Annotated in this window: 14 protein-coding genes; 9 read left to right on the plus strand and 5 right to left on the minus strand. The window is 44.4% G+C overall.

All coding sequences use genetic code 11. The features are described from left to right. Positions 1-5 precede the first annotated feature (5 nt). Positions 6-1,628 carry an alpha-glucosidase family protein gene (locus RA178_RS12115; protein WP_306682008.1) on the minus strand — a complete coding sequence of 541 codons (1,623 nt, stop codon included), beginning with the start codon at positions 1,626-1,628 and terminating at the stop codon, positions 6-8. Positions 1,629-2,123: 495 nt separating this feature from the next. Between RA178_RS12115 and RA178_RS12120 the strand changes: the two genes are divergently transcribed. The 5 genes from RA178_RS12120 to RA178_RS12140 all read left to right on the plus strand — a co-directional run bounded on the left by RA178_RS12120 (position 2,124) and on the right by RA178_RS12140 (position 10,418). Then, positions 2,124-4,943 carry a TonB-dependent receptor gene (locus RA178_RS12120; RefSeq protein WP_306682009.1) on the plus strand — a complete coding sequence of 940 codons (2,820 nt, stop codon included), beginning with the start codon at positions 2,124-2,126 and terminating at the stop codon, positions 4,941-4,943. A gap of 120 nt (positions 4,944-5,063) precedes the next feature. After that, on the plus strand, positions 5,064-7,328 hold the full coding sequence (locus RA178_RS12125) for a glycoside hydrolase family 13 protein (RefSeq protein WP_263222532.1): 2,265 nt from the start codon (positions 5,064-5,066) through the stop codon (positions 7,326-7,328). Further along, positions 7,325-9,496, plus strand: coding sequence for an alpha-amylase family protein (locus RA178_RS12130; protein WP_306682010.1), 2,172 nt, complete (start codon positions 7,325-7,327; stop codon positions 9,494-9,496). The genes RA178_RS12125 and RA178_RS12130 overlap by 4 nt, the downstream gene beginning before the upstream one ends. A gap of 143 nt (positions 9,497-9,639) precedes the next feature. After that, a complete protein-coding gene (gene gloA2, locus RA178_RS12135) occupies positions 9,640-10,023 on the plus strand; it encodes an SMU1112c/YaeR family gloxylase I-like metalloprotein (RefSeq protein WP_219254801.1) in 384 nt (127 codons plus the stop codon). Between the two features lie 185 nt (positions 10,024-10,208). Then, positions 10,209-10,418: a hypothetical protein gene (locus tag RA178_RS12140; RefSeq protein ID WP_263236327.1), complete on the plus strand. Its 210-nt coding sequence runs from the start codon at positions 10,209-10,211 to the stop codon at positions 10,416-10,418. 80 nt (positions 10,419-10,498) lie between these two features. On the opposite strand, the gene RA178_RS12145 is transcribed toward RA178_RS12140, so the two are convergent. Next, on the minus strand, positions 10,499-10,939 hold the full coding sequence (locus RA178_RS12145; protein ID WP_263166302.1) for a DUF4274 domain-containing protein: 441 nt from the start codon (positions 10,937-10,939) through the stop codon (positions 10,499-10,501). A 142-nt stretch (positions 10,940-11,081) separates the two neighbouring features. Then, positions 11,082-11,927, minus strand: coding sequence for a rhombotarget lipoprotein (gene rhlP / locus RA178_RS12150; protein WP_306682011.1), 846 nt, complete (start codon positions 11,925-11,927; stop codon positions 11,082-11,084). A 180-nt stretch (positions 11,928-12,107) separates the two neighbouring features. Between rhlP and RA178_RS12155 the strand changes: the two genes are divergently transcribed. Next, a complete protein-coding gene (locus RA178_RS12155; RefSeq protein ID WP_263182246.1) occupies positions 12,108-12,290 on the plus strand; it encodes a hypothetical protein in 183 nt (60 codons plus the stop codon). Positions 12,291-12,422: 132 nt separating this feature from the next. On the opposite strand, the gene def is transcribed toward RA178_RS12155, so the two are convergent. After that, on the minus strand, positions 12,423-12,914 hold the full coding sequence (def, locus tag RA178_RS12160; protein WP_011789520.1) for a peptide deformylase: 492 nt from the start codon (positions 12,912-12,914) through the stop codon (positions 12,423-12,425). Between the two features lie 545 nt (positions 12,915-13,459). Here def and RA178_RS12165 point away from each other — a divergent pair. Beyond that, on the plus strand, positions 13,460-13,888 hold the full coding sequence (locus tag RA178_RS12165; RefSeq protein WP_263185552.1) for an MGMT family protein: 429 nt from the start codon (positions 13,460-13,462) through the stop codon (positions 13,886-13,888). Positions 13,889-14,103: 215 nt separating this feature from the next. Further along, complete coding sequence (locus RA178_RS12170) at positions 14,104-14,895, plus strand: DUF3108 domain-containing protein (RefSeq protein ID WP_105252420.1); 792 nt, start codon at positions 14,104-14,106, stop codon at positions 14,893-14,895. A 321-nt stretch (positions 14,896-15,216) separates the two neighbouring features. On the opposite strand, the gene RA178_RS12175 is transcribed toward RA178_RS12170, so the two are convergent. Then, positions 15,217-15,996, minus strand: coding sequence for a class II glutamine amidotransferase (locus tag RA178_RS12175; protein ID WP_306682012.1), 780 nt, complete (start codon positions 15,994-15,996; stop codon positions 15,217-15,219). Positions 15,997-16,240: 244 nt separating this feature from the next. Between RA178_RS12175 and fadE the strand changes: the two genes are divergently transcribed. Beyond that, positions 16,241-18,688, plus strand: a complete 2,448-nt coding sequence (gene fadE / locus RA178_RS12180) for an acyl-CoA dehydrogenase FadE (RefSeq protein ID WP_306682013.1) — start codon at positions 16,241-16,243, stop codon at positions 18,686-18,688. Positions 18,689-18,744: the final 56 nt, after the last annotated feature.

The raw sequence follows: 18,744 nt of genomic DNA on the forward strand, positions 1-18,744 counted from the left end.
CATTTTCACTTTAACACTGCATAAAAACTGGTAAATGCCGAAAACTTCAGCTGATTGTGTTCTATTTGTGCGGTTTTAAGGCCGTGTCCCGTCAGCGACTCACTGATTTCAAATGCAGAGAAATCAAACTCGACCTCGGTATCACCTAAATTAAATCCCACGAGCACTTTTATATCGCCTAAGGTGCGAACAAAGGCCAAAATGGGCTCCTTTGTATCAACAAATTTAATATCACCTTCAACTAACACTGGGTGTAACTTACGCCAAGCCAGAAAACGTCGATAACCATTGAGCATAGAATCAGCATCAGATTCTTGTACATCCACAGCTAACGCTTGGTGCGCAGGTGGAATTGGCAGCCAAGGAGAAACATCACTAAAGCCACTAAAGTCAGCGCCTTGCTGCCACGGCATTGGCGTACGGCAACCATCACGCCCCTTAAACATAGGCCAAAATGTTTTGCCAAAGGGATCTTGCAGCTCATGGTATTCAATTGGCGCCTCGGTTAGACCGAGTTCTTCACCTTGATAACTACATATACTGCCGCGCAGCGAACTTAGCATGGCATTGAGCATTTTGACCATGTCTGAATTCAGCTTACCTTGCCCCCAACGACTAGCTACACGCTGCACATCATGATTGCCGATAGCCCAACATGGCCAGCCATCACCTATGCTCGCTTCCAAAGCCTCTACGGTTTGGCGAATATAACTTGCGCTGTAATCATCAGTAAGCAGCTCAAAACTGTATGCCATATGCAGGCGATCTTCGCCCTTAGTGTAGGCAGCCATTACAGCCAAAGAATCTTCGGCAGAGACTTCGCCTAAGGTCACCGCTCCTGGATAGCGATTGATGAGCTTTCGTAAATCTTCAATAAAAGCGATGGTTTGCGGACGGTCATTATTGTAGTAATGGTATTGATAAGCGTAAGGGTTATCTTCACTGAAACCACGGCCCTGACGTTTATCCTTAGGCTTTGCCGGATTATCCCTGAGCAGTTCATCGTGATAACAGAAGGTAATGGCATCTAAGCGGAAGCCATCTACCCCCTTTTTAAGCCAAAATTCAACGTTATCCAGCACAGCTTGGCGCACTTCGGGATGATGGAAATTAATATCGGGCTGACTACGCAGGAAGTTATGTAAATAGTATTGCTGTCTGCGCGGTTCCCACTCCCAAGCACAACCGCCAAAAATCGCGAGCCAGTTGTTAGGCGCTGTACCGTCTTCCTTAGGATCGGCCCACACATACCAATCCGCCTTGGGATTCGAACGGTTCTCGCGGCTCTCAATAAACCACGCATGTTGGTCCGAGGTATGACTTAATACTTGATCAATAATGACCTTAATACCTAAACCGTGGGCTTTTTCAATCAATTCATCGAAATCATGCATAGTGCCAAAAAGAGGGTCAACTTCGCGGTAATCACTGATGTCGTAGCCAAAATCTGCCATAGGAGATTTAAAGAAAGGTGAAATCCAGATGGCATCGACATTGAGACTCGCAATGTAATCCAGCTTTATGATAATGCCGCGTAAATCCCCGACGCCGTCACCATTGGTATCTAAAAGGCTACGCGGATAAATTTGGTAAATCACTGCACCACGCCACCACGTTAACTCACTCATTGTTGCCCCTTTATCATTATTCTACAGCGAACTTTCCCTAACACACTCAAGCAAACAGTTATCGTTTTGTTACTGCAGAGTAAAGTCATCGCGGCTTATTTTGTGTTACCGAGCATACGTGAAGAGGGAAATAAGGTTCAATACACCTGCATACGTATGCAGAAGATGCAGCCAATAGTCACATGGCATCACAATGAAATTTACTTTTTAGTAACAGTCACTTGATTACAAAATAAAATCATTTTATTCCCTGAGTTCACCCTCTATCACAGTCTATTCTTAACTCTGCTAGGTATTGAATACGTATGCACTCTGTTGTTCAGCTAAGAAACTCGGGAGTAGTATCTTCACCGTTGCATAACAATTTGGTCATAAACGCAGCACTTATGCAGTCAATTAAGCGCCCATATACCAAAAAAAGGCCGCAAACATAACGCGGTGATAACGATAAAACGCTCTACAAAGCGATAAAGCGACTCCAAGGGGAAGAGAGATATGATGCGATTTAAACCCAGTTTGCTAACCTTAGCGCTCATCGCCGCAGGTGCCAGTATGCACTCCTATGCGGCAGATGAAGTGACCACAGATAAGGAAGCAAAAGCAAAAGAAGCTGCTATTGAGGTTATTGAAGTTAAAGGCTTTAGAACCAGTGTCATCAAATCACTAAATGATAAACGCTTTGGAGATACCGTCTCTGAATCGATTTCAGCAGATGATCTTGGCGCCCTTCCCGATCAGTCAATCGCTGATGCACTGACTCGCTTACCAGGCGTGACCGCAGTGCGCACTGGTGGACAAGCAAGCGGCCTCAATATTCGAGGTCTTGATGGTGATTTCGTCTTTGCAACACTTAATGGACACGAACAAGTGACAACGGGCGGTAAACGCGCGATTGAGTTTGACCAATATCCATCCGAATTAATTAGTCAAGCCGCCGTCTATAAAACACCAAAAGCCTCGCTGATTGAAGGTGGCGTCGCCGGTACGGTAGAATTAAAAACCGCAGATCCCTTAAAAAGCGACAAAGACCAATCATTTAATATCAATGCTCGCGGCAGTTTTAATGACAGAGCGGATGAGATTTCCGATGCCGATCAATATGGCAACCGTCTTAGCTTTGCCTATCAAGGCAAATTCCTTGAAGATACACTCGGTGTGGCGCTAGGCTATGCCCATTTGTACCAACCTTATGTTGCCAGTCAATTCATTGGTTTACGTTTCAACGACGATAAAAAAGATGTCAATGGCGACGGTGCTGCCGAATCAATCAGTGAAGGTTTTGAGTTACAGCAAAAAGGCGGTGATGATACACGTGATGGTTATATGGCTGCTATCCATTGGCAACCAACAGACAATCTCAGTGTAAAAAGTGATTTATTCCATTCAAAATTCACTTCCGAAAACTTTGCCCGAGGCTTTCGCGTTAAGTCATTAAAAAACGGTACTATTAGTGATGCGGTTGTCGAAAATGGTTCTATGACCGGCGGAACGGTATCAACTGATGGTACTGATAACTTTGCCGTTTTTGTTATCAATGATAACGACTCAAAATATTCAGAACTGACATCAGGCTCAGTCAATATTGAGTGGAATAATGGCGGCGCATTAACTGTCGCAGGTGATGTGAGCTATTCAAAAGCCGATGGTGAGTTCGTCAACGGCGGCACTCGTGCCGTTTTATATGATGATATAGGTAATGAAGTACGCTCAGCAGAATCAATCACCTATAGACTACATGGATTGAATCCTGCGGATGTCAGTTTTTCACACGACTATACAGATACGGCGACTTTGGGTTTAAAAGAAGTGGGTATGTGGCCATACGATCAACAAAACGATCTTGTCGCCTACAAGTTAGACTTTAACTATGTGTTAGATTCTGGTTTCTTAACTTCAGTTGATTTTGGTCTGCGCTACTCAGAACGTGAATTCAACGCCCAGCGCTCTCAAGCAGGCTACGGCTTCGAATTTGACACTAACCCCGCCAATCAACCAGTGTTGGTGTTAAATGATGACATGACAAATATAGTCAATTTCGGTGGTGAACTTTCAGGCTACCCCAGCTTCCTATCGATCGATTTCGACAAGGCTGTGGAGCTGGTCAACAATCAATTGGCAGCGACGGGTCAAGGCCCATTTAATCCGACGGCTAACTGGTCGGATAACTGGACCATGATCCAAAGCGGTGCCGTTAATGAAGATATACTGGCAGGATATGTACAGGGCAATCTAGAGTTTGATCTGGGTGATGTCAAAGTAACAGGTAACCTAGGGCTGCGAGTGGTTCACACGGATCAGAACAGCACAGGTCTGCAACAAATCGGCTTCGGTTTGGGCGAGCCTATCGCGGACGAAAAGGGTGTTATCAGCACTGACTATATCCGCAATGAAATCGGTCAGACCTACACAGACTACTTACCATCACTCAACCTCAACTTCCACTTGACGTCAAATGATCAACTGCGTTTCGCCGCAGCCTCTGTGATGGCTCGTCCACCGATCAATAAGCTGAAGTCAGGACGAGGCAACTGGTATTCCGACGAAAACAAAGGCTATAAGACATACAATGCCTGGGGTAACACCAGCCCTTTGCTTGATCCTTTCTATGCCGATCAATTCGATCTGTCTTACGAGCATTATTTCGAAGACAGTGAAGGCGCCGTGGTGATAGCTCTGTTCTATAAAGACATCAAGTCTTTCATCAACGATTTCACTATCACTGAATTTGATTTTGAATCTGAAGGTTTTATTGTCCCAGATACAGTAGTTGATAATGGCGTCACTTATCCTGTTAATAAAAATTTGGGTCAATATCAAACTGCAATCAACAACGACAATGGCGGCTACATTCGTGGTGTTGAGTTAGGTTATACCCAAATATTTGATTTCTTGCCCTCGCCACTCAGCGGTCTTGGCTTCACTGGCAGCTACTCGTATTCAGACAGTGAAGTGGAATTTACCACAGATTTAAGTGGTTCAAACTTAACCATTCCATTACCAGGTTTATCAGAAAGCGTACTCAACACCACCTTGTTCTATACTCTGGATGGTTTCGATACTCGCGTAAGCATGAGATATCGTAGTAGCTATGTTTCAGAACAAGTGGCAGTTGAATCACAACTCGCCTTCTTCGATGCCGAAACGATTGTGGATTATCAAGCTTCATACGCACTGGAGAATGGACTTAAGTTCTTATTCCAAATTAATAACTTAACTGATGAACCGAACAAAACCTATTTTGGTGAAGAACATCAAACAGGAACAATCCAATACTTCGGTAGACAGTACTTCCTAGGGTTAAGTTACTCTTTATAAACTACCCCAAATAAAGCCTGCTTCAATTAAGAAGCAGGCTTTTGCTTATGCAGATTTCAGTATTTCTAACATTCATCATGCCAGCACGTTTTACTTATTTATCTTTAAAAGGCTTACATTATGATCCGTCAAAACCTAATGATAGTGCTTTATTTATGTTTGGTTTGCTCTTCATCTAATACGGCCTATGCAAACACCTTTAAGCAAGATATATCGACGGACGTTAAGCTTGAACCCGCGTTTTGGTGGGCGGGGATGCAGAACCCTGAGTTACAGCTGATGCTGTATAGCCGCGAACTTCCAAGCTTACCGCAGCAGATTAAGGTTGATATACAAGGAAAAGGCATCACACTTAAAAGCCTTGAGCACACTGATAACCCTCACTATCTGTTTATCAATTTAGATCTGAGCCAAGCTGCGCCGCAAACCTTTGAGCTGGTGATTTCCAGCACTGACTTGGCTTCAAAAACCAACGCTTCAAAAACCAACACGCCTCTTTATCGCCTGCCCTATACGTTGCAAGCGCGTGCTGAGGGCAGCCGTGAACGCCAAGGATTTAGCAATAAGGATGTGATTTACCTTATCACCCCAGATAGATTCGCCAATGGCGACACGAGCAATGACAATCAGGCCGATATGCTAGAGCAAGTCGCGGCTAACTCTCCTAGCAATTCCAGCAACCCCTATTATCCCGATGCTCGCCATGGCGGCGATATAGCAGGGATCAGCCAGCACTTAGATTATCTGGCAAAACTTGGCGTGACTCAGTTATGGATCAATCCATTGCTTGAGAATAATCAAGCCCAGTATTCATACCACGGTTACTCAATTACCAATTTATACCGCGTCGATCCCCGCTTTGGCAGCAACAAGGATTATAAAGCCTTAGTCGCTAAGGCTAATAAGCTTGGCCTAGGGGTGATTAAAGATGTTGTGGTGAATCATATCGGCTCTAACCATTGGTGGCTCAACGATTTACCCAGCCATGACTGGCTGAACGATGCCACAAAAACGCAGCTAAAGAATCAAGAATCCAAGCCTAATTTGACTCAGTCTGCCGATGCTAAATCCAGCGCTATTAAATCCAGCGTTACCAGCCCCCGTTTCACCAGCCATAGGCGCACGACAGTGCAAGATCCCTACGCGGCAGCGCAAGATCATATTGATTTTGTCGACGGCTGGTTTACCGACACTATGCCAGATCTAAATCAAAGCAATCCAAAACTGGCAACCTATCTTATCCAAAACAGTATTTGGTGGGTCGAGTACGCAGGACTTTCGGGGATACGTGAAGATACTTACTCCTACGCCGACAAAGGGTTTCTCGCTAAATGGTCTAAGGCCGTAATGGCTGAGTACCCAAATTTTAATATTGTTGGCGAAGAATGGACCGCAAACCCCATCACAGTGTCCTATTGGCAAAAGGGCAAAATCAATGCCGATGGCTATACCTCAGATTTACCCAGTTTGATGGACTTCCCGCTATATGAAAAATTGATTGCCAGCCTTAATGAGCCAGAAAGCTGGGATACGGGTTTTATCAAGCTTTACGAGATGTTAGCCAACGATGTTGTGTATGCAGAACCTAGTAAGCTAGTGCTATTTGAAGGCAATCACGACACCAATCGTATCTTCAGTTTAGTGAAAGAAAATATAGACTTATACAAGATGGCCCTCACCTATGTGCTGACCGCCAAACGCATTCCGCAGCTGTTCTACGGTACAGAAGTGTTGATGACAAGCCCAACCGAGGGCCGTCACGATGGCGTTGTACGCAGTGATTTTCCCGGCGGGTTTGCCAACAATGCCACTAACGCCTTTACCGGCCAAGGACTGAGTGAACCTCAACGACAAGCGCAGCAATTTATCCGTACCCTACTGAATTACCGTAAACAATCCCTTGCGCTGCAATCGGGCGAACTACTGCACTTTGTGCCGCAGGATGGCATCTATGTGCAATTTCGCTGCTTATTGAATGACCCATTATCAGCTGACCTAAATGCTAAAGAGCTTAAGTCACTAACTCAACACGATTCTCAAACCCAACACAATGCCTGTACTCAGCCCTTAGCCGATAAAGTCATGGTGATTTACAATAAAAATGACAAAGCAGTCACGCTAGATGTAAACCGCTTTGCCAGTGTACTTGGCGATAACCGCGCCGCTACAGATATCATCAGTGGCAACACAGTTTCACTCAATCAAGCGCTAGCATTGCCCCACGCAGGTGTCACTATCCTTGAGCTTAAAGCCAGACCGCAGCTAAATACTGGCTTACCTAGCCGTCAAACCTCTAATCATATGAGTTACTCAGCTAGCGATTTAACTCAGGCTCAAACAACTCACCCAATCAAAAACTCAACCCTAAAAGGAATTCAGTCTTGAGCTTTTTATCACCTATCTATTCCAGAGTTATTCAGTACCCCCAAGCGGCGAAATTTCCCATAGTGGCTTTACTTATAACCCAAGCAGCGAAAGCCCCGCAGCGCCGACAGTCATCACTCAGCTTATGTTTAAACGCTCTATTCAGTGCCTCTTTATTAACTGCCTCGCTTTTTAGCTTCTCGATCAATGCAAATACATCAACGCAGACGCTTGATAATGAGTTACTACCAAAGTCTGAGAGTGAGGTTATGACGCTTAAACCTGTGGTGTATCAAATCTTTACTCGCCTTTATGGCAATAAAAATCCAACCAACAAACCTTGGGGCACGATTGCCGACAATGGCGTCGGCAAGTTTAATGATATCAATGATATTGCACTCAATAGTATCAAGGACCTAGGCGTTACCCATGTGTGGTACACGGGCGTTCCCCACCATGCATTGATTGGTGATTACAGCGCGATTGGCGTGAGTGCTGATGATCCCGATGTGGTCAAAGGACGCGCGGGCTCACCCTACGCAGTCAAAGATTACTACAACGTCAACCCAGATCTGGCGGTCAATCCCGCCAACCGTTTAGCCGAGTTCGAAGCGCTCATTGCCCGTACCCATCACCACGGCTTAAAGGTGATTATCGATATCGTGCCAAACCATGTGGCGCGCCATTATCAATCCGTTAGTAAACCCCAAGGCGTGCGCGATTTTGGCGAAGGTGATGATACCAGTCTGGAGTACGCCAAAAACAACAACTTCTATTACGTTGTTGATAAAGTTGATGTTTATAATGGCTCGGAGGGGGCAAAGGGAAAAGCGCATGCCTTTGAAGTGCCAAGCTTACCCGCAGGGCTTAAACCATTGGGCGGAGAAGCTCGCCCCTTAAGTGACGGCAAATTCAACGAATTTCCCGCAAAATGGACTGGTAATGGCTCACGCTTAGCCAAGCCCGATGCCAATGATTGGTACGAGACCGTTAAAATCAATTACGGCGTACGCCCCGATGGCACCTATGACTTCCCTCGCCTGCCAGCCAATTTCGCCACTTTAACGCAGGCGCAGCATTACGCTTTTTGGCAACAACACTTAGCCGAGCTCCCAAGCTCTTGGATTAAATTCAATCAGATTGCCCAGTATTGGCTAGCGAAAGGGGTCGATGGCTTTCGCTATGATATGGCAGAAATGGTACCAGTGGAGTTTTGGAGCTATCTCAACAGCCAGATAAAACACACAAATCCCGATGCCTTTATCTTGGCCGAGGTCTATAACCCTAAGTTGTACCGAGATTATATCCAACTTGGCAAAATGGATTATCTGTACGATAAGGTTGACCTTTACGACACCCTAAAAGCCGTGATGGCGGGTAAAACCAGCACAGCTAATATCGCGGCAGATCAGGAAAAAGTGCAGGATATTGAATCTCACATGCTGCACTTTTTAGAAAACCACGACGAGCAACGTATTGGTAATGCGGCATTTTTAGCATCGCTACACACAAATAAGCCCACGGCAACCCAAGCCGTGAATCCACACTATGCCCTACCCGCTATGGTAGTGTCGGCAACGATAGGCACTTCACCGACGTTAGTGTATTTTGGCCAAGAAGTGGGAGAAGCCGCCATCGACAACCCAGGATTTGGTCATGCATCACGCACCAGTATTTTTGACTATGTTGGCGTCCCTGCCCATCAGCGCTGGATGAACAATGGCAAGTTTGATGGTGGACAATCAACCGTAAAGGAAGCCACTTTGCGGGCTTATTATCAAAAATTACTGAACCTAAGCACAGGTAAAAATGTACCTGCGCTCTTAGGAGAATATTACTCGCTCGATGCCGCCAACCGCAGCGCACAAACCGCCACAATGGATACTCATGGCAGTGCAACGGGTTATGATGACAGCACTTTTGCCTTTGTGCGCTTTGAGGAAAATACGACCAATAAAAAGGACCAAAAACTGATTATTGTGAATAACTTTAATCAAACTCAAGCAAAGCCATTATCCCTTAAGCTACCAAAGCCACTTATCGACCAATGGCAGTTAACGGATGGGACCTATCCACTTAAGGATTTGCTGGAAGACAATAAAGCGCAGTTGGTTGTCAAACAAGGTGAAGGACAAGTTCAGATGCAACTTGCACCGCTGTCTTCAGCCATATTCGAGCTGGAAGATTAAACGAGCAAAAGGCCTAGGTGAGCTAAAAAGTGAAATCGACCGATAGCGTCACGCTAAACTGTGACGCTATCTTTTTTTAACCGTTATACTCTCAAACCTTTCTATCTTATTTGATCACCCTTTAAAAATCACAAAGGAAAGCAATGTTACTCGGCATTCACCATGCAGCGATTATTTGCAGCGACTATCAAAAGTCCAAACACTTTTATGTAAACATTCTTGGCCTTACCGTGCTTGCAGAGCATTTCCGTGAGGCACGTAAGTCCTATAAACTTGATTTACAACTGGCCGATAAGAGTCAAATTGAGTTATTTTCATTCGATAATCCACCCAAACGACCAAGCTATCCCGAAGCCTGTGGACTTAGGCATCTCGCCTTTCGCGTAACATCGATTGAAACCGTCATCGAACATCTTCATAGCCATCACATTACCGTTGAACCCGTCCGCATTGACGAATACACAGGCAGAAAATTCACCTTCTTTAGCGATCCCGACGGCTTACCCTTAGAGTTATATGAGCTATAGCACGAGTGAAATAAGGCAACATCACAGCAATAAGATGAATAAAGCTTAATTACGCTAAGGGATGGTCAGCATTAGACTCAATAAAACGACGCAGCCGTTTAACCAATAGTTTAAGTAATCGATTGACTAATTTGGCGCTGTGATAAGGTCAAAGCCTACCTAGGCTAACCATTTAGGAACTCAAGATGTTTGATAATCCAGCATTATTACTATGGAGTTTAGTCTTTAGTCTCTTTGGTCTTGGCTTTTTCACCTATGGCAAACGCCAAGTTGCACCCATCCCTTTAGTCGTTGGCCTCACCCTGATGATTTATCCCTATTTTGTCACCAATCTCGCGTTACTTATCGCTATCGGCATCGCCCTGATCGCACTGCCCTATTTTGTAAGGATATGATTTGGGGTTTATAGAAATGTTTACGGACAGAAGCTACAAAATAAATGGTGAGGCTAATACAACTTCGTATACCTCTACACTCATACCACAATAGGTTGATACAAAATCTCAGGCACCCCACGCTTCTTAAGAAAATATTGCGCCGTCTTTGTTATTTTTTCAGTATGAGAAACTGTTTTCACCTGATAATAACCGCTTAAAATTCGCTTAGTCAGCATGACCGCGAAATCATAATGTTCCTGTTGATAAGGTTCTATTACCTCATTTGTTGGAATTAATTCATTTAGCTCATTCATTTCTAACCAATCCATCGCTTCAGCAAGCCAAAATAGCTTTATGGCAATGGCTAACTCGCATAATGGATGATCCGCAATTGCAATAGGAATCTCATTACCATCATCCCAATTATAATGGTCCAATAAGGCATACAATTCATGTGCTGACGAGATAGTTTTTACAAGGTTTACCGCCTCTTCAACATCCTCGATTTCATAAACAATTCTATCAATAATGTCTGTCATTATATTTAAGTCCTTAATGTTTCAATCAGCCCATTTAACATAGGGTAAAGGAGTGATAAGAACTTAATACAAAGCCCGAAATAGGAATGGCCAAAAGATGAAACTCCTTTTCGTTCACCTCACCCCTGATAAATGAGTTCAACTATTCTCGGCAGATGGTAAAACGGCCGAGTGACAAAATTCCCAATAGTGAAAGTATTAATAAAGATAAGCTGCCACCGCCGCTGTAACCTTGTTTATGTTCTATGGTGGCGACGTGCTCTTCCTTAACCCGAGTTTTAAAACGGGCAAGCTCGTCATCTAAATTGACTATCATGTCGTTCACCGCAAGATCAAAACCCTCGTAAGATTTCTCTCTTAGGGTTGTCGTCACGCCAACAGCGGTTGAACTCTCAGTTAACTGATTAATACCTGGCGCCCTAAATAACATCTTCTGGCTACGCATATCGAAAACGGCTGTATCAACAAAGGTTTGAATCGCATTTTCATTACCGGGGATTAAATACATGCCCACGATAGTCCAATAAAGGATGGCGGACTTGTTCTCGTGGCTTTGCATCAATTGATCGTAAGAAACCAATGCCATCACATCAACATCATGCAGGCGAGAAACCTGCTGCAAGGTTTCAAAACCTTTACCATTTTTAAGATAGGTACTTGGGATCACTTCGATACGATCGATATAGTCATATTTAACAAAGGATTTTTTAACCTTATCAAGTAATGCCATCTGAGTTCGGCTATCAATTGCATCGGCTTGCCAATGGGACGAAGGCAAGAAAGCGATGCCGACGGTAATAGGCAAACGCAGCACAGGTAAGGATGGCTGCTGGGCTTGGCGACTCTTCTCATCAGGGTATAAATATTCAACTAAGCTACTTGATACCGCATTTTTCTCAGTAGTATTACCGTTAAAAAATGCACTACAACCACCCAGTGAAAGCATTGCGAATGAGGCTATACCACAGGCTATTACCTTAAGTTTCATTTGTTTCCCTACCGTATCCATACACTTGCTGTTAATGATGAAAACTGAACCTACAATAATACCAATCACATTAAATATCTAATCAGTTCAGAGCCTCACAGACATCTCAATCCAAGGCGCATGGACGCAGAAATGGTCATTCCCTTTTAAGTCAATGCAACACCGGAGTGGGATGCCTGTGTGGCTCCCGAAGGGCGGGTTTCAACGCCCTTTATACTGCGTTTAAGGCTTTCGACAGAGCACCACTATGCCTTCATGCCTTCGCCTTGTCTAAAGCGCGTTGAACTCCCGCTGAATGAACAGATATTTAATACGATTGGTATAATGCAGATTTTGGGTTACCTTATCCATTCATCAGAGTAAAAACAAGCTGTTATGTTCACATATCACAGTATTAATCTTCCTTGATTAGATTTTAAATACAAAAAAGCCGCACTATAAATGCGGCTAGTCAATAGGTACAACCACTCTCTAAAATACAACTTAAGTCAAAAGTTAAGCGTATTTACGCACTTTTTTAAGGGCGATTTGTTGTTTTAGCATGGATAAATGTTCGATAAATACTTTGCCATGCAAATGGTCGATTTCGTGCTGCAACACTATGGCTAAAAACTCATCAGTCTCGATTTCGATAGCCTTGCCAGTTCTGTCTAAGGCTGTCACTTTAACCTTTTCAAAACGTGACACTTTAGCGCGATAACCGGGGATAGACAGACAACCTTCTTCACCGACGAACTCACCTGACTTTTCAACAATCTCAGGGTTAATCAGCACTAAAGGCTGGTCGCGACCGTCAGATAAATCGATCACGATAATGGCATCTGTACTGCCGACTTGAGTTGCCGCTAAACCTATACCATCGTCCGTGTGATACATGGTTTCGATTAAATCATCGATAAATCCCTGAACAGCTTCAATATCTTTTACAGGTTGCGCTTTACGTTTAAGGCGCTCATCGGGAATAGTTAGAATATCGAGTACAGCCATGCCAGTTATCTTCTCTCATCGAGTCAAAAAAATTGGCGCTATTATGGACTATTTGACCATTTACACAATATTTAAGCTAAAAACAGTTTAAATATTTTGTTAGTAATCGAGCTAGCCGATAAAAATATCGAGAAGTGCTTAATCCTTTAAATGCCAAATACTCTCACATCTTCCGCTAAGCCACGCTTTACCGTTACACTAGCGTGAACTCATCAAGCAAAAGTTTTTGAGCGTGATTCTTTGTGAGTCATACCAATCGTATTAAATATCTGTTCATTCAGCGAGAATTCAACGCGCTTTAGACAAGGCGAAGGCTTGAAGGCATAGTGGTGCTCTGTCGAAAGCCTTAAACGCAGTATAAAGCGTTTTGAAACCCGCCCTTTGGGAGCCTCACAGGTATCCCACTCCGGTGTTGCATTGACTTAAAAGAGAATAACGATTTCTGCGTCAATGCGCCTGAGATTTAAATACCTGTGAGGCTTTGAACTGATTAGATATTTAATGTGATTGGTATCAATACCATTAAGCTGAGGGTTAACAATTCAATGGCATCGTTTCCTAAAGAAAAATCACCACTGTATCAATACCTTGAACAAGATAAACAGAGTGTAGCGAAAAAACAGCCCCAAGCAGTGGATTTGTCTCCTATGGCGAAAATCTGGCATATCGTCGCCATGATCCCGCAGGGTAAAGTCAGCAGCTATGGCAAAATAGCTGATTATGCAGGATTACCGGGACGAGCGCGTTATGTGTCAAAAGCGCTAAAAGCAGCTCCCGAACATTTGTCACTCCCTTGGCATAGGGTACTCAATAGTCAAGGCAAAATATCCTTCGAGAAAAATTCAACCTTCTTTCAAGAACAGATGGAATTATTAAGAATTGAAGGGATAACAGTGAACTGCGGCAAAATTAATTTGTCTGAATACGAGTGGCGCCCGGATCTGGTGACTTTAGTCATGGCAATGCCATTTTAGTTTAATATATTGATCCATAAACTATTTACATCTCTATTTACAGAAACGTCGTCCTCGGCTATAACCTGCTTACAGTCGATCCGATAATTGATTTATGCTCAACTGATTGACCCAGAACTGTGTAAGTAAGCATGCTACTCGACACTTTTTTATCAACCACTACCGACAATTCTGTAGTGATACAAGGTGAAAACCTGCGACCCAAGGAGCATTCTTTGCGTACCATTCCCACATTATTAGTGAGTTTTACCGTCCTCACTCAAAGTATGTTTGCCATGGCAGCGCCAACGCCGCTAACACCGCAGACGGCCGAATACCAAGTCAACTATGGAGACATTGAATTAGGAAAAGCCAAATACACGCTACCCAATCCCGAAGATGGCGTGTTTAAGTATCGTTTTGATAGCGATCTCAGCCTGTTATTGTTAACCGATGTGCGCCACATCTTGAGTGAATTTACTCAAAATGATACGCAGCTCAGTCCTTTGCGTTACTTACAACAACGCCAAGGTGTCGGGCCTAATTACACGGAGCAAACCGCATTCGCCAAAGCTCAAGGCTTTATTCATACCCGTTACAAAGATGAAAAAGGCAAGTTTCCCTATGATGATAAAATCTTTGATCCTCTTATGGTGCAGTTGCAATTTAGGCTAGATATGATGGCGGGCAAAGAAGTGCTCGACTATAAGATGGTCAAGGACAACGAAGTCGATGAATACAAGTTTCATGTGATCGGTAAAGAACGAATGAACATCGACAGCGGCAGTTACGACACAGTCAAAATTGAAGTCGTGCGTGACAATAAAAAACGTCAAACCTTCTTCTGGATGGCGCCTGACTTAGCGTATTTGCCCGTGCGTCTAACTCACTTTGAAAAAGGCAGTAAGCAGCTCGATATTAAGTTACTTAAATATCACTTCGATGAAGTGCCGCACCAAGAAACCATACCTGCAGACATTGCAGAGAAACCGCTAGTGCCTAAACTGCTCGGCACGACTGAAGGTTAATCGGTAAGGCATTGAGTTAAGATGTATAAACTTAACCCAATGATACAAAGCCTTAGCTTCACAATACTGAACTAAAGCCAAACTCATATCGAATAAAGCCCAACCGAACGAATATCTAACCGAACTATATTTAACTGAACTATATCTAACTGAACTTAGGGCCTACCTCTAAGTTCAGTTAATGTTCATCGCTAATGGTTCATCACTGATTGCTAGAAGGTATGTTAGATACTGACTCGAACTTTTTAATAAAGTGACCTGAACAAAACAAAGTCAACCGTAAATCCGCTTGCCCTCATTATTTAGCTCTGTGGTATCACATCAGAGATCAATTAACAGCTCACCCAATCTAAACAGCTTCCAATTACCCGGCTGCATAATGCACCACTGTTCATTCTCGGTCAAAGGGCGAGTCGCAATCACAGTCACCACATCATGGGCGGTAGTTTCCTTATCAAAATCAATCACCACATCGGTATCGATAAGTTTCGCTTTACCAAACGGCGCGCGGCGAGTGATGTAACATAAGTTATTACTGCAATAGCTCATTAAATGCTCGCCATCGCTCAATATCATGTTGAACACACCTAACGCACGGATTTGCTCGGCCAACGTTGCGACGTAATGGAAAACTGCCAACATATCTTCAGGTTTAGTACCGCCAAACTTCTGGGCGACTTGTTCCAAAATCCAACAGAAAGCAAGTTCGCTATCGGTATCGCCTACGGGTTGATAGCGCGAGACATGAAACTTGGGCAGATAGTCCGTCAATTGACCATTATGGGCATAGGTCCAATAACGTCCCCATAATTCGCGGGTAAAAGGATGAGTATTCTCTAAAGACACACAGCCGCGATTCGCCTGACGAATGTGGCTTATCACCACTTCACTTTTAATCGGGTAGGATTTGATCAATTTTGCAATATGCGATTCGCTACTCGGGCAAGCATCTTTAAAAGTACGGCTACCTTTCCCCTCGTAAAAAGTAATACCCCAGCCGTCCACGTGGGGACCGGTTACACCACCACGTTGTGCTAATCCCGTAAAACTAAACACAATATCGGTCGGCACATTGGCGCTCATCGCCAGTAACTCGCACATATTTCTCGCCTATCATCAATCAAAAAAACTACTTGTTGGCATTGTAACTAGTTGATGACATTTGTGGAATGATCAAAGCTGACAAATAATTTAAACAATTGTTTGAAAAATACTTGTATTAAAATTCTCTTAGGTTTAACTTTTATGCGACACAGGTCTGACCACAAACTATAATTGTGATCGCAATCAATAAAACACTCTATGACCTGTGGTTGGCACTCGGTCATATTTAAGGAGAATTACAGTGACTACCCTACTTTGGATCATCGCCATGATCTTAGTGCTAGGAGCCCTAGCTTACCTTCGGGTATCTTTGCTCACTGCCACTATTACAGCCGCTGTTGTGATGACAGCAGGATGGACACTCGATGTTGTCGGCCCTATCTCTTGGATCGTTTTCCTCGTGATCGCGCTGCCGTTTAATATCAGTGCATTTAGACAAAATGTGATCAGTCGTCCACTGATGAAGGTATATCGCGGCATCATGCCGGAAATGTCTTCAACAGAGAAAGAAGCGATTGAAGCCGGCACCACTTGGTGGGAAGCGGATCTGTTTGCGGGTAACCCGAACTGGAAAAAACTCCATAACTACCCCGTTGCGCGTTTAAGTGCAGACGAACAGGCCTTCCTCGATGGCCCTGTTGAAGAAGTGTGCCGCATGGTGAATCAACACCAAGTGTCACATCAACTTGCCGATCTGCCTGCCGACGTATGGCAATATCTGAAAGATCACGGTTTCTTCGCCATGATCATTAAGAAAAAATACGGCGGTTTAGAATATTCAGCTTATGCCCAATCTCGCGTGTTACAAAAACTGGCGGGCTTAAGCAGTGAGTTGGCTTCAACTGTTGGCGTACCTAACTCCTTAGGCCCTGGAGAGCTGCTGCAACATTACGGTACGCCAGAGCAACAAAACCATTATTTACCACGTTTAGCCAAAGGGTTAGAAGTCCCCTGTTTCGCACTGACCAGCCCAGAAGCCGGTAGCGATGCAGGCTCGATTCCTGACTTTGGTATTGTGTGTAAAGGCCAATGGGAAGGTGAAGAAGTTCTGGGGATGAAGCTGACCTGGAACAAACGTTACATCACTTTAGCCCCTGTCGCAACAGTATTAGGCTTAGCCTTTAAACTGCGCGATCCAGAGCATCTACTTGGCGATAAAGAAGAACTCGGCATTACTTGTGCTTTGATCCCTACCGATGTGGAAGGAGTAGAAACGGGTCGTCGTCACTTCCCGCTCAACTGCATGTTCCAAAACGGTCCGACTCGCGGCAACGAAGTATTCGTGCCATTAAGCTTCATCATTGGCGGCCCGAAAATGGCGGGTCAAGGCTGGCGCATGCTGGTGGAATGTTTATCTGTGGGCCGTGGTATCACACTGCCATCAAACTCAGCTGGCGGCGTGAAAACCGCAGCGTTGGCAACAGGGGCCTATGCTCGCATTCGTCGTCAGTTCAAATTGCCTATCGGCAAGCTTGAAGGTATCGAAGAGCCAATGGCACGCATCGGCGGTAACGCTTATCTGATGGATGCGGTAACCACGTTGACCACTACAGGTATCGACCTAGGTGAAAAACCGTCGGTTATCTCTGCGATTGTGAAATATCACCTGACCGATAGAATGCAGAAATGCGTTATCGATGCCATGGATATTCACGGCGGTAAAGGCGTGTGTCTTGGCCCCAATAACTATTTAGGCCGTGGCTACCAAGCTGCGCCTATCGCAATTACTGTTGAAGGTGCAAACATCCTCACCCGTTCTATGATCATCTACGGCCAAGGCGCAATTCGTTGCCATCCGTATGTACTCGCAGAAATGGAGTCTGCGTTTGATACTGAATCGGGTCAAGGTTTAGCTAACTTCGATGCAGCTATTTTTGGTCACATTGGTTTCGCGACCAGTAACTTCATCCGTAGCTTCTGGTTAGGTCTGACATCAAGCCGTTTCTCTAACGCGCCTTATTCAGATAAAACCAAACGTTATTATCAACAGATGAACCGTTTCAGTGCCAACTTAGCCCTGTTATCTGACTTAGCCATGGCAACCTTGGGTGGTAACCTTAAACGTAAAGAACGTATCTCTGCCCGTTTAGGTGACTTACTGAGCCAACTATATCTGGCATCAGCCACACTGAAACGCTATGAAGATGAAGGCCGTCAAACCGACGACTTGCCATTAGTACAATGGGCAGTTGAAGATGCGCTGTACAAGCTGCAAGCTTCTTTAGACGATTTACTGGATAACTTCCCTATGGGCCTTGGCGGCGCGTTACGTGTGGTGATGTTCCCATTCGGTCGTCCACTGAAACGCCCAAGCGATGTGTTAGATCATAAAGTCGCTAAGATCATGCAAACACCGTGTGAAAGCCGTAACCGTTTAGGTAAAGGCCAGTTCTGGACTAACTCTGAGCACAATGCTGTGGGTATCCAAGAACAAACACTACTTGACATCATCGCGTCTGAACCGCTGCATGACAAAGTCTGTAAAGCGAGTGGTAAACGTCTACCATTTATGTGGTTAGATAAAGTTGCCGCAGAAGGTAAAGCCTTAGGTGTGTTAAGCGATGCCGAAGTGCAATTACTGGAAAGAGCGGAAATTGGTCGTATGAAATCAATCAACGTTGATGACTTTGACCCAGCAGAACTGCGTCCAGAAGTGGTTTCAACCACTTCACAGGAACGTGCTGCGTAATCCACTCAGTAAGATTTAAACCACAAAAAGGAGGCTAATTAGCCTCCTTTTTTAAT

Origin of the sequence: Shewanella oncorhynchi, assembly GCF_030848765.1 — a bacterium.
GTDB lineage: Bacteria > Pseudomonadota > Gammaproteobacteria > Enterobacterales > Shewanellaceae > Shewanella > Shewanella oncorhynchi.